This is a genomic window from Streptomyces sp. NPDC091281, assembly GCF_044757425.1.
GTDB lineage: Bacteria > Actinomycetota > Actinomycetes > Streptomycetales > Streptomycetaceae > Streptomyces.
The window spans coordinates 148,293-161,541 of sequence record NZ_JBIVUY010000005.1 but is presented as its reverse complement, the minus strand read 5'-3'; the positions used below and the strand labels follow the sequence as shown (position 1 = coordinate 161,541).

Sequence of the window (13,249 nt, the reverse complement as noted above, 5' to 3'; positions counted from 1 at the left end):
GGCCGTCACCAGCCCGACGCGGTGTGGACGACCGCCGTCGCGGACTCCTCGCCCCAGGCCAGCTCACGCAGCAGCGCCGCGGTGCCCTCCTCGGGGTCGATCAGCCGGATGCCACGTCGCGCGTACTCCCGCGCCAGCTCCACGCCCACCATGCCCGCGTGCCCGGCGGCCGGGGCCCACGGACCCCAGTGCACGGTCAGCGCCCGGCGCCCGGTACGGGCCGCGAACGCCGAACCCAGGCTCTCCAGCGCGTCGTTGGCCGCCGCGTAGTCCACCTGTCCCCGGTTGCCGAGGACGGCCGCGATGCTGCCGAAGAGCACCGTGAACGCGGGCGGCGCGGGCAGCTCCTCCAGCGCGGCGAGCAGGGCCTGCGCGCCGGTCGCCTTCGTGCCGTAGACCCGCTGGAACGACTCGGGCGTCTTCTCGGCGATCAGCCGGTCCTCGATGACGCCCGCCGCGTGCACCACACCGTCCAGCCGCCCGTACTCGGCGTGGATCTCCTTCACCGCCTGCCGCACCGCCTCCGGCTCCCGGAAGTCGACGCTGCGGTAGCGCGCCCGCGCACCGAGCGCGTCCAGCTCGGCCAGCGTCGCCGTGATCTCCCGCTGCGCCAGCAGCAGTTCGGCGGCCCGGTTGATCTCGGCGGGCTTGGCCCCGCCGCGCGCGGCGAGCGCGGCCCGCAGCTCCGCCGGAGTGCCCGCCCCCGCCGTGTCGGCGGCCTCGGGGCCCTCCGGGGCGGGCGTACGGCCCAGCAGTTCCAGACGGCAGCGGGCGGCGCCCGCCAGGGCGAGCGCGAACTGCGCGGTGATGCCGCGCGCCCCGCCCGCCAGCACCACGACCGCGTCCCGGTCCAGGCCCAGCGCGGCGGCCTCCGCGACGCCGTCCCCGGCGGGCCCGGCACCCGTGCTGCCCAGCGCGCCGAGCGGCGCCTCCACCAGTTCGAAGCCGAACCGCCCGGCCGGGGTCCATACCACGACCGGCGTCCGGTCGGCGGCCACGGCCTCCGCGATCACCGCCTCCGCGACCAGCGCGCCGGTGACCGTGACAGTGCCGCCGGTGGCGTCGTCCGAACCACCGTCCCGCGGTGCGGCGTCGAGGTCGATCAGCCGCGCGACGGTCTCCGGGTACTCGCGGGACACGGTCCGGAACACACCGCGCAGCCCCGCCGTCCGGGGCTCGGCACCTGACGCGCGGACCGCCAGCAGCCAGCGCGGGCCACGGGCCAGAGCCGCCTTGAGCACCGGGAACGCGTCCGGCAGCACCGGCGCCTCGTCCCCGGCGAGCGCGCCGAGGTACACCACGCCGTCCACGGCCCCGTCCGCCTCACCGAGCAGATGATCCCGGCCGCGCGCGACGACCTCGGCACCCGCCTCGGCCAGCCGGGCGGACACTTCGGAGCCGTCGCCGAGGACGGCCCAGCGGGTTCCCGCGAAGACGGCGGCGGGGTCGGTGACCGCGTCGGCCCCGGTGGTCGCCGGGGTGTCGAGCGGGACGGCCCGCAGGACGTGCCGCCGGGGCGGCTCACCCTTCACCGGGGCGGACGTGTCGGCGACCGGAGCGGCGGCGAGGCCGGAGGGAGCGGTTCCGGCGGCCGGGGTCACGGAAGCCAGGAATGCCGGGGCGGCCTCGGTGGCCGGGGTGGACGGGATGGCCTCGTCGGCCGGGGTCGTAGGGGCCGAGGAGGCGGCCGGAGCGGTGGCGGGGACGAGGCGGGCCGTCAGCCAGTCGGTGACCGCCGCCGCGGTCCGCGCCTTCGTGAGCTCCTCCAGCTCGGCGTCCGCCATGGCGGAGAGGTCCGCGCCCGCCCCCGCGCCCAGCCGCCGCGCCAACTCCCCGGCGATCTCGGCCCGCTTGATGGAGTCGATGCTCAGGTCCGCCTCCAGATCGAGGTCCGGCTCGATCATGTCCACGGGGTAGCCGGTGCGCTCGCTGATGATCTCCAGGACCATCTGGCCGACGTCCACCGGACCGTCGGCGGGCACCGACGCCGCGTCCGCCGCGCTGGTCGCGGGGACCCCGGCGGTCGGCGCTGCGGCGACCGCCGGCGTCTCAGGGGCGTACGGGGCGGCGGTGTACGGAGCCGGGGCCGCGGCGTACGACGCGGGGGCCGCCGCGGGCAGGGCCGGGACCCCGGCGAGGGGCGCCTGCACGAGGACCGGCGCGGCCACCGCCGTACCGCCCGCCGTGCCGAAGTAGGTGAGCAGCACGTCCCGTTGGGCGGCGATCATGTCCCGGCTGGTGCGCAGGAAGTCGGCGATCAGGGCGTCCCGGTCGGAGGGGACGCCGTTCGGGGAGTGGGTCGTCACTGTCGTCTCCGTTGTCTGCGAGGGATGCGCGACACGTCGGGCCGGTGCGAGCGCACCGGGCAGCAGGGCACCGGACGCGGTCCGCACGAGCTGCCCGTCCACCGTCCAGCCCGGTCGGCGGGGCACGGGGGTCCGGGCCGCGTCCACGGCGTCCCGGCCGCGCAGCAGGCGCCCGGCGCGCACCGGCACCCCGGCCACGGCCAGCCGGGCGAGGGCGTTCAGCCAGCCGCGCAGCCCGGACGCGGGGCGCGGCTCGCAGGCCACCGTGGTGTGGGGGCGGTCGCCGAGGATCTTCGCGACGAGCCGGGTCAGCACCGACCCGGGGCCCGCCTCGACGAAGACCCGGGCCCCCGCCTCGTACATCGCCTCGATCTGGTCCACGAAGCCGACCGGCGCGCCGATCTGCGCGGCCAGCTCCGCCCGCACCGCGTCCGGATCGTCGCCGTACGGGGCGCCCGTGCGGTTGGCCCACACGGGGAACTCCGGCGCGTGCACGGGGCGTTCGGCGAGGGCCGCCGCGAACCGGTCACCGGCCGCCGCGACCAGCGGGCTGTGGAAGGCGCAGGCCACCGGGATGCGCTGGGCGCCGAACCCGGCGGCGCGCAGCAGCCGTACGGCCTCGGCGACCGCGTCCGTCGGGCCCGAGACGACCGTCTGGGCGGGGGAGTTGCGGTTGGCGACGACCACCGACTCCGGTGCGCCCGCCGCCTTGAGGGCCCGCTCGGTCTCCTCGGCCCCGGCCGACACCGCCGCCATCGTGCCGGGGTCCTCCCCGGCCGCGCCGAGGATCGCCGCCGCCCGCTCGGAGCTGAGTTCCAGCAGGGTCTCCGGGGCGAGGGCCCCGGCGGCGCTCAGGGCGACCAGCTCGCCGTAGCTGTGCCCGGCCGCCATGTCGGGGCGGACCCCGGCGGCCGTGAGCAGGGAGTGTGCGGCGAGTCCGGCGACGCCGAGGGCGGGCTGCGCCACGCGGGTGTCGGTGAGCGCAGCCCGCTGCCGGTCGCGGACGTCGTCGGCGAAGGCGGCGGGCGGGTACAGCGGTCCCGCATGGGCGCGGCCCAGCTCCAGGTACGGGCGCAGCTCGGGGAAGGCCACGAACAACTCGGCCAGCATGCCGGGGCGCTGGCTGCCCTGCCCCGGGAACAGGAAGGCGACCTTGCCGGGGCCGGAGCCGGTGACCGCGGCGCCGCCGGAGCCCGTGCTTTCCCCCGAGCCGGGGGCGCCCGCGCGGTCGCGCGCCCCGAGGGAGAGGTCCTCGGGATCGCGGTGGCGGTCCCGGCCGGGAGCGGGTTCCTTGTCGTCCGTCCCGGAACCGGACCCTGTGCCGCCGTCGCTGCTCTCGGGCGCGGAGGAAGCCGTCGGGGCCAGGTGGACGCCCCGCTTGGGGTCGTCGGACGCCGTACCGGCCAGCAGGCCGCGCAGCTTCTCCACCAGGTCGTCCACGTCGTCCGCGACGAGCGCGGCCCGGACCGGTCCGGTGCCCGTGTCGGCGCGGCGGGCGGCGCCGAGCGCCAGGTCGCGCAGCCGCCACGGGCGGCCGTCCGTCCCGGCGAGCCGCAGCAGGTCCTCCGCCGCGCGGCGGAAGGCCTTGTCGTCCCGGCCGCGGAGGACGAACAGTTCGGCGGGCCATTCGTCCAGCCCGCGCACCGGGGGCACGCCGTCCGCGTGCGCGGCCAGCACCACATGGAAGTTGGTGCCGCCGAACCCGAACGCGCTGACCCCGGCGACACGTTCGGCCGCCGGGACCGCCCACGGCCGGGTCTCGGTGTGGAACGCGAAGGGGCTGCTGTCCGCCTGCCAGGCCGGGTTGGGCTCCGTGACGTGCAGGGTGGGCGGCCGGACCCCGGTGTGCAGCGCGAGGGCCGTCTTGATGAGGCCCGCCAGACCGGCCGCGCACTTGGTGTGCCCGATCTGCGACTTCACCGAGCCGATCACACACTGGCCGGGCGCGGCCCCGGACTCGGTGAACACCTCGCTGAGGACGCCGAGTTCGGTCCGGTCGCCGACGACCGTGCCGGTGCCGTGCGCCTCGACGAGACCGACGTCGGCCGGGGAGACGCCCGCGTTGCGGTAGGCCCGCTCCAGCGCGGCCCGCTGGCCCGCCGGACGGGGCGCCGTGAGCCCCAGGGAACGGCCGTCGCTGGACGAACCGAGGCCCTTGATCACGCCGTAGACCCGGTCGCCGTCGCGCTCGGCGTCCGCGAGGCGCTTGAGGACGACGCACGCCACCCCCTCCCCGAGGGCGATGCCGTCGGCGGAGCCGTCGAAGGCGCGGGAGCGGCCGGTGGGGGAGAGGGCGTGCACCGACGAGAACAGCACGTAGTCGTTGATGCCGTTGTGCAGGTCGGCGCCGCCGCACAGCACCACGTCACTCGTGCCGCCCACGAGTTCCTTGCAGGCGACGTCGACGGCGGCCAGCGAGGACGCGCAGGCCGCGTCCACGGTGAAGTTGGCGCCGCCGAGGTCCAGCCGGTTGGCGATCCGGCCCGAGATGACGTTGGCGAGCATGCCGGGGAACGAGTCCTCGGTGAGCTGCGGCAGCTGGTCCTCCAGCCCCGCCGGGACGGTGCCGTAGTACGACGGCAGGACCGAGCGCAGGGTCGCCGCGTTCGAGAGGTCGCTGCCCGCCTCCGCGCCGAACACCACCGAGGTGCGCGACCGGTCGAACTCCCGCCCCCCGTCGCCGTATCCGGCGTCCTCCAGCGCCCGGCGGGCCGCCTCCAGCGACAGCAGCTGCACCGGCTCGACCGAGCCGAGCGACGCCGGGGGGATGCCGTAGCGCAGCGGGTCGAAGGGGATCCGCGGCAGGAAGCCGCCCCACTTGGACGTGGTGGAGGTGCCGTGGTGGACGGCCGGGTCCCAGCGGTCGGCCGGGACCTCCCCGACCGCGTCGACCCCGCCGACGACGTTCGCCCAGAACGCCGCCAGGTCCGGGGCGCCGGGGAACATGCAGGCCATCCCGACGACGGCCACGTCCAGCGGGGCGGGCGCCTCCGGCCGTACGGGCGTGCCCTCGGCGAGGTCGGCCGCGCGGGCGGCGAGGAACGCGGCGGCGCCCGTCGTGACGGAGGTGTGCAGCGCGGTGACCGTGGTGGTCGCGGAACGCAGCACGGCCACCTCCCCGGCCATGAACATCCCCTCCGCGAGCTGCCGTTGCTCGTCGACGGCGGTGAGCGTGCCGTCCGCGTCCCGCGTCCGCCCCTTGCTGGCCAGACGCAGCCGGCCGACGTTGAGCCGCTCCAGCTCCTCCCAGATCCGCCGGTCCGGCACGCCCGCCGCGCGCAGCCGGGCCTCCTCCTCCCGGTACCCGGCGGCGAACGGGCTCGGCACACAGCGCGTGGCGTGCCCGGGAGCCGACTCCAGCAGGGTGGTGCGGTCGGCGGCCAGCACCTGCCGCTGGAACAGCGGCTGGATCGCGCCGTGCGTCACCGCCTCCTCGGTGAACAGGTAGGCGGTGCCCATCAGGACGCCGACGGCGGCGCCCCGCGCGGTGAGCGGGGCGGCGAGCGCGGCGACCATCGCCGCCGACCGCTCGTCGTGCACCCCGCCCGCGAAGAAGACCTCCAGACCGGAGGCGTCGCCGCCGTCCAGGAAGTCCTCCAGGACGGCGAGCTGTGCCTCCCACAGGGGGAAGCTGCCGCGCGGACCGACGTGCCCGCCGCACTCGGCGCCCTCGAAGACGAAGCGGCGCGCCCCGGCCCGCAGAAACTGCCCGAGCAGCCCCGGCGAGGGCACGTGCAGGAAGGTCCGGATGCCGTCCTTCTCCAGCGCCTCCGCCTGCGCGGGACGGCCGCCCGCGATGATCGCGTGCGTGGGCCGCAGCTCCCGTACGGCCTCCAGCTGGGCGGCGCGCACCTCCTCCGGCGCGAAGCCGAGCACACCGACGCCCCAGGGGCGGTCGCCGACCGCCTCCCGCGTCCCGGCCAGCATCGCCCGCGTCCGGGCGCCGTCCGCGAGGGCCAGCGCGAGGAACGGCAGCGCGCCGTCGGCCGCGACGGCCGCGGCGAACGCGGGCCCGTCGCTCACCCGGGTCATCGGCCCCTGGGCGACGGGCAGTCGGGTGCCCAGCGCCCGGCTCATCGGCGACCCGTCCGCCAACGCCCGTGCGGCTGAACCCTCTTCGGACAGAGCGCCGTCCACCGCGTCGCGCACGGCGCGTAACGTCCGCCGTACGTCGCCCCACCGGTCCGCGAACCGGGCGGCCAGGAAGCCGTCCTGACCCACCGGCAGCAGTTGGGCGCCGGGGTCCTCGGCGCCGAGCAGCGCCGCCACGTCGTCCGGCGCCGCGTCCTCGGGCACCCGCGGCGCGTCCGGGCCGCGGCGCAGCAGGACGCGGTGCCCGGCGAGGACGACGGTCTCCGAGCCGTCGAGGGCGCGCAGCAGCGCGGCGCTCGCCTCGGGGAGCGCCGACTCGGCCAGCAGGGCGAGCTGTCCGTCGAGCACGACGCCCGCGGCGCCGCCCGCCACCGCCGCGGCGGCCGTCCGCGGGCCGATCCCGCCGCAGGCCCACACGGGCAGGTCCAGGTCCGGCGCGGACAGGAGCTGCTGGAGCAGGACGAAGGTGCTGAGCGTGCCGGTCCGGCCGCCGCTCTCGCAGCCGCGGGCGATCAGCCCGTCCGCCCCGGCACGCGCCGCCCGGCGGGCCGCCGCCAGGTCGGTCACCTCGGCCAGGAGCCGCGCCGGGGCGCCCTCCCCGCTGGCGGGGCCGGTGAACGGCCAGGTCGTGTCCGGGGCCAGCACCACGGTGCGGGGCCCGTCGGTGCCCGCGAGGTCGGCGGGGGAGAGGCGGCAGCGCGGACCGATCCGGACCGCGAATCCGCCGGGCGCCTCGCGGCGCAGCCGGGACAGCGCCTCACGCGCTCTTCGGCGGCCGTCGCCGAGATCGAGTACGCCGAGCCCGCCGGCCCGGCCGACGGCCAGGGCGAGCCCGGCGTCGGGTTCACCGAAAGGCGTGATGCCGATGATCATGTCCGCGGAGCGCACAGCGGTCGTCATTGATTCTCCGGTTCTCCGAATCAAGGGAAACTGCACGGTGGGGGGTTCGGGACGTCAAAAAGCAGAACACTTCGTTCCGGCGGGCACACGTCGGTGTCGAGGCGCCGCGGAAGGCCGATTTGGGGGCTTGTTAGAAGCGCGTTGAAAGGTAGTGGGGTTGTTACTCGCCGGTCAACGTTTGAACGATCGTCGACTTTGCCGTCGTACCGATTCGGTCAGTCACGGGGAAATGACCAGGCGGTAGGAAAACGGATCAATTGCTTTTCTTGCTGGTCGTGTTCACGTGCCACGCACATTGTTGAAACGCGCACCAGCGAAGGAAATGGGTTCCTTTGGACCGCATGTCCGCAAAGGGGTGCGCGTTTTTCCGGCTCCATGTGGCCGATATGGAAATTCTGTGTGTCGACGCCGAGTGACCGGGAAGGACCAGGTCGTGACGCCCCCGGTCCGCGTCCCCGCGGACGTCGTGACGCACTCGGGCCCCCGGCGTGACCAGGCCCGACCGGCGGGTCCGGCTCAGTGCCGGGCGCGCACCCCGTCCAGGGCGATCGCCAGGACGCGGTCGCGCTGCGCGTCGTCCGTGAAGGTCGTCGCGGTGACACCCGCGACCAGCCGCAGCAGATCACCGAAGTCCATGTCCGCACGGGCCTCGCCCGCCTCCTGGGCGCGGGCGAAGAGCGGGCCGCCGGCGGCGTACATCGACGAGCGGCAGGCGTCGAAGATCTCCGACTGTTCGTCCAGTGCCTCCCGTACGGCCCGCTTGGTCACCATGTACCCGGCGAACCGCTCCAGCCAGGCGGTCAGCGCCTCCCACGGCGCCCGGTCGGCCACCTCGACGGCCGCCAGGCACAGGGCGTTGACCTCGTCGGCGTAGACGCTCTCGAAGAGGGCGCGGCGGGTCGGGAAGTTCCGGTAGAGCGTGCCGATGCCGACCCCGGCGCGCCGGGCGACGTCCTCCAGCGCGATCTCGGCGCCCTTCTCGGTGAAGGCCTCGCGGGCCGCGGCGAGCAGGGCGTCGTAGTTGCGGGCGGCGTCCCGGCGGTGCGGGCGCTGGGCCGCGACGATCTCGCCGACAGGGAACGTCCGGTCCGTCACTGCTGCCTCCCGAAGCCGCCGCGATTGAAGTGGAGGGTCACCTCCGCTACAGTGGAGGTATGCCTCCACTTTAACAGGGTGGGGCGCCTCCGGCCGTGCCGTGCCCCGACCCGCCGCTCGGCCGCCCGGCGCCCCCGGCATCCGTTTCACCATCCTCGGCGCCCGGCTCCGAGGTCCCGCTGCGCCGACCCGCTGTCGCGTCGCCGCACCGTCCCGTCGTGCGTCTCACTCCGTAGTCCCACTCCGTCGCTTCACCCCGTCCGTCGTCCGGATCGATCCGGAGAGGTTCCGCCATGCCCCGCTCGTCCTCCGCCTCCACCACGCCCGCGGTGCCGTCGGCGTCGTCCAAGGACTCGAAGTCCGTGAACGGCTCCCGCTCCTCGACCCGCCTCACCTTCGCCGTCCTCGCGACTGGCGCGGGCGTGTTCTCCATGCTCCAGTCGCTCATCGCGCCCGCCCTGCCGACCGTCCAACACGCCCTGCACACCTCCCAGTCCACCGCGACCTGGGTCATGACCGCCTACCTCCTCTCCGCGTCCGTCTTCACCCCGATCCTCGGCCGCGTCGGCGATCTGATCGGCAAGAAGCGGACCCTGGTGGCGGTGCTGGTCGCGGTCCTCGCGGGCTGTCTGCTGGCCGCGCTCGCCCCGACCATCGGCGTCCTGATCGTCGCCCGCGTCGTCCAGGGCGTCGGCGGCGCCCTGTTCCCGCTCTCCTTCGGCATCATCCGCGACGAGTTCGCCCCGGCGCAGGTCAGCGGACGTATCAGCAGTCTCTCCGCGGTGATCGCGGCGGGCGGCGGCGTCGGCATCGTCGCCGCCGGACCCATCGTCGCGGTCCTCGACTACCGCTGGCTGTTCTGGATTCCGGTGGTGATCGTCGCGGCCGCCGCGCTGATCGCCGTACGGTACGTCCCCGAGTCCCCCCGGCGCGCCGAGGGCCGGGTCGGCTGGCTCGGGGCGGCCCTGCTGTCGGGCTGGCTCGTCGCGCTGCTGCTGCCGCTCAGCCAGGCGGGCACCTGGGGCTGGGGCTCGGCGCGCACGCTCGGCCTGTTCGCCGTCGCCGTGCTCCTCTTCGCGGTCTGGCTGGTGACCGAGGCGCGCGCCCGCAACCCGCTGATCGACCTGCGGGTGATGCGCCTGCCCGCCGTCTGGACCACCAACCTGGCCGCCCTGCTGTTCGGCGCGGGCATGTACGCGATCTGGTCGTTCCTCCCCGGCTTCGTCCAGACGCCCAGCAGTGCGGGCTACGGCTTCGGCGCCAGCGTCACCGCCTCCGGGCTGCTCATGCTCCCCATGCTGGTGGCGATGTTCGCCTCCGGCGTGCTCAGCGGCCGTCTCGAACCCCGCGTCGGCGCCAAGGCCCTGCTCACCACGGGCGCCGCCCTCGGCGCCGTGGCCCTCGGGTTCCTGGCCCTCTGGCACGACCGGCAGTGGCAGATCGCGGTCGTCTCCGGCATCTTCGGCCTCGGCATCGGCCTGGCCTTCGCCTCCATGGCGAACCTGATCGTCGGCAGCGTCCCCGCCGCCCAGACCGGCGCCGCCACCGGCATGAACGCCAACATCCGCACCATCGGCGGCTCCATCGGCGCGGCCGTCACCACCGTCCTGGTCACCGGCCGCCTCCAGCCCTCCGGCCTGCCCTACGACTCCGGCTACACCCACGGGTTCGCCCTGCTCGCGCTCCTCTGCCTGGGCGCCGCCCTCGCCGCCCTGCTGGTCCCCGTACGGCGCCCCGAAGCGCCCGCAGCGCCCGCCCCGCACCCGGCGCCGGACACGGCACCCGTGCGCGTACGGTAAGGTTCACCTGCGCGTTCCCACGGTTCACCGGCACGGAACGTGACGGGACGTGGCGCAGCTTGGTAGCGCACTTGACTGGGGGTCAAGGGGTCGCAGGTTCAAATCCTGTCGTCCCGACAGTGGTCGTGAACAGCGGGTCCGCCGACGAGGCGGGCCCGCTGTCCGTCGTCCCGGCGTCTCCTCCTTCCCGCGGTCCGTCGTACGCCCGTCCCACCCGTCACCGGGCCCCCGTGGGCCCGTCCGCCGGCACCAGCCCGCCGTGGCCCGCCGCGAGGGACCGGGCACCGCACGTCCGCCCCCCCCGGACGCGGCTCCGAGGCCGGACCCCGGTGCTCCCAACAGCACCTTCGGGAAGCGGAGTTGACCCTGTCCCCGAACGTGACAACCGTTCACCTCTGGGCTACCGTCGCCGCCATGACCGACTCCACCGCCGTGCCGGGTCAGGAAAGGGCCACCGCGGAGGAACAGGACGCGGTGGCGGACCGGGCCGCTGTGGCGGACGCCTGCCGACGGCTGGGAGCCGAGAGGCTTCTCGTCGGCACGGCGGGCAACGTCAGCGTGCGGAGCGGGGACCGGGTCGCGATCACCGCGACCGGAGCGGTCCTGGCCACCCTCACCCCCGACCAGGTCACCGTCGTCGACCTCGCCGGGAACATCATCGCCGGGACCCTGCGGCCGACCTCCGAACTCGACCTCCACCTCGGCGTGTACCGCCGCTACGGCTCCGGCGCCGTCGTCCACACCCACGCCCCCCTGGCCACCGCCGCCTCCTGCGTCCTCGACGAACTGCCCTGCGTCCACTACCAGATGCTCGCCCTCGGCGGCTCCGTCCGGGTCGCGCCCTACGCCACCTTCGGCACCCCGGAACTCGCCGCGTCCGTGCTCGACGCCCTCGACGGGCGCGCCGCCGCGCTGATGGCCAACCACGGCGCCGTGACCCACGCGCCGACGCTCGGCATCGCCGTCGAGCACGCCCTGCTCCTCGAATGGGCCTGCGGCGTCTACCGCGACGCCCTCGCCCTGGGCACACCCCGCGTCCTCGACGAGGCGCAGCAACACGCGGTGATCGAGGCCGCGCTCGCCCGCGACTACGGCACCACCCACCCCGTACCGCCCGCCCCGCAGGAGGGCGGCCGAGGCCCGCACGAGGAGAGCCGATGAGCGCCCCGCACGCGCCCCACGCCACACCCGAGGCCACGCCCCACGCCACGTCCGACCCCTCCGGTACGCCCGCCATGCGCGTCGTCACCCTGGGTGTCCACGTCCTGGACGTCCTGGTCCGCCCCGTGGACGCCATCCCCGAGGGGCAGGGCGCGACCCTGGTCGAGGACCTGCGGATGACCGCCGCCGGGACGGCGGGCGGCACCGCCCTCACGCTCGCCAAACTGGGCGCGACGGTCCGCACCGCGGGCGCCGTCGGCACCGACCCCACCGGCGACCTGCTGATCCAGCTCCTCGGACGCGGCGGCGTCGACACCGGACTCCTCGTCCGGCGCGCGGACACCGCCACCTCGGCCAGCGTCCTGCCGATCCGCCCCAACGGCGACCGCCCGTCCCTGCACCTGCTCGGCGCCAACATCACCTACGGCCTCGACGACGTGCCCTGGGACGCGATCGCCGCCGCCACCCATCTGCACCTCGGCGGCCCCGAGTTGATCGGCGTCGACACCGCGGCCCGCATCCTCGCGCACGCCCGGGAGCACGGCACCGTCACCTCCGTGGACCTCCTCGCCCCCGGTGTCCTCGGCTCCTTCGAGCAGCTGGCCGCGGCCCTGCCGTACGTCGATCACCTGCTGCCCAACGAGGACCAGGTCCTCGGCTTCAGCGGGGAGGGCGACCTGCTCGCCGGGGTGGAGAAGCTGCGGGCCGCCGGGGCGGGCACGGTCGCCGTGACCCGGGGCGGCGACGGCGCGCTCGTGGTGGGCGACGACGGCACCGAGACCGTGCCCGCCTTCGCCGTCGACGTCGTCGACACCACCGGCTGCGGCGACGCCTTCTCCGCGGGCTACCTCCGAGGCGTCTCCCTTGGCCGCGCACCGGGTGAGGCCGCCGTCCTCGGCTGCGCGGCCGCCGCCCTCGTCGCGGGCGGCCTCGGCAGCGACCACGGCGCCTTCGACCTCGCCGCCGCCGACGCCTTCGCGGCGGCCACCCCACGGAAAACGGCTGGACAACCGCCCACCGGCTGACGACCGTTGAGGTCATGGAACAGGACGACCTCTGGGACGAGGACACCGCCCGCCGCTACGACACCCCCGGCGCCGGCATGTTCGCGCCCGAGGTGCTGGACCCGGCCGTCGACCGGCTCGCCGCACTCGCCGACGGCGGCCCGGCGCTGGAGTTCGCGATCGGCACCGGACGTGTCGCCGTCCCGCTCGCCGCGCGCGGCGTCCCCGTCACCGGCATCGAGCTGTCCGCGCCGATGGTCGGACAGCTGCGGACCAAGGCGGACGCGACCGCGCTCCCGGTCGTCGTCGGCGACATGACGACCGCGCGGGCGCCGGGGGAGTACCGCCTCGTCTACGTCGTCTACAACTCGATCTCCAACCTCCTCACCCAGGAAGCGCAGATCGACTGCTTCCGCAACGCCGCCCGGCACCTCGGCCCCGGCGGCCGGTTCGTGGTCGAGCTGTGGGTGCCCGAACTGCGCAGCCTCCCGCCGGGCCGCGAGGCCACCGTCTGGCACACCGAGCCCGGCTACCTCGGCCTCGACACCTACGACGTCCTGCGCCAGCACGTCGTCTCCCACCACGTCCGCTACGACGCGCGGACGAGCGCCCGCACCGGCCGCGACGAACGGGCCACCCTCCACCTCAGCCCCCACCGCTACATCTGGCCCGCCGAACTCGACCTCATGGCCCGCCTGGCGGGCTTCGCCCGCGAGAGCCGCCACGCCGACTGGACCGGCACCCCCTTCACCGCCGAGTCCGCCTCCCACGTCTCCGTGTACCGCCTGCCGTTCTAGGACCCGCCCGACGCCCGGTCCCCTCCGACGGCTCGCTCCCGACGTCCCCCGCCCGGAGATTCCCGTCCCCTCCGGCGGTGTTCCCCTCGCCCCCC

The 13,249-nt window shown here is 75.6% G+C and carries 6 protein-coding genes and 1 tRNA gene; 5 read left to right on the top strand and 2 right to left on the bottom strand.

Features of this window, described 5'->3' with window-relative positions:
* Positions 1-5 precede the first annotated feature (5 nt).
* The gene (locus ACIQPQ_RS15340) at positions 6-7,298 is read right to left on the bottom strand and encodes an SDR family oxidoreductase (RefSeq protein ID WP_401303843.1); all 7,293 of its coding nucleotides are present in this window, start codon (positions 7,296-7,298) and stop codon (positions 6-8) included.
* A 516-nt stretch (positions 7,299-7,814) separates the two neighbouring features.
* On the bottom strand, positions 7,815-8,393 hold the full coding sequence (locus tag ACIQPQ_RS15335) for a TetR/AcrR family transcriptional regulator (protein WP_401303841.1): 579 nt from the start codon (positions 8,391-8,393) through the stop codon (positions 7,815-7,817).
* 293 nt (positions 8,394-8,686) lie between these two features.
* On the opposite strand from ACIQPQ_RS15335, the gene ACIQPQ_RS15330 reads away from it, so the two are divergent.
* The 5 genes from ACIQPQ_RS15330 to ACIQPQ_RS15310 all read left to right on the top strand — a co-directional run bounded on the left by ACIQPQ_RS15330 (position 8,687) and on the right by ACIQPQ_RS15310 (position 13,154).
* Positions 8,687-10,192 carry an MFS transporter gene (locus ACIQPQ_RS15330; RefSeq protein ID WP_401303838.1) on the top strand — a complete coding sequence of 502 codons (1,506 nt, stop codon included), beginning with the start codon at positions 8,687-8,689 and terminating at the stop codon, positions 10,190-10,192.
* A gap of 43 nt (positions 10,193-10,235) precedes the next feature.
* Positions 10,236-10,309 (top strand) — tRNA-Pro (locus ACIQPQ_RS15325).
* A 297-nt stretch (positions 10,310-10,606) separates the two neighbouring features.
* Entirely contained in the window at positions 10,607-11,353 is a 747-nt protein-coding gene (locus tag ACIQPQ_RS15320; protein ID WP_401303835.1) for a class II aldolase/adducin family protein, read from the top strand.
* 74 nt (positions 11,354-11,427) lie between these two features.
* On the top strand, positions 11,428-12,378 hold the full coding sequence (locus ACIQPQ_RS15315; RefSeq protein WP_401304523.1) for a carbohydrate kinase family protein: 951 nt from the start codon (positions 11,428-11,430) through the stop codon (positions 12,376-12,378).
* 14 nt (positions 12,379-12,392) lie between these two features.
* The gene (locus ACIQPQ_RS15310; RefSeq protein ID WP_401303832.1) at positions 12,393-13,154 is read left to right on the top strand and encodes a class I SAM-dependent DNA methyltransferase; all 762 of its coding nucleotides are present in this window, start codon (positions 12,393-12,395) and stop codon (positions 13,152-13,154) included.
* Positions 13,155-13,249: the final 95 nt, after the last annotated feature.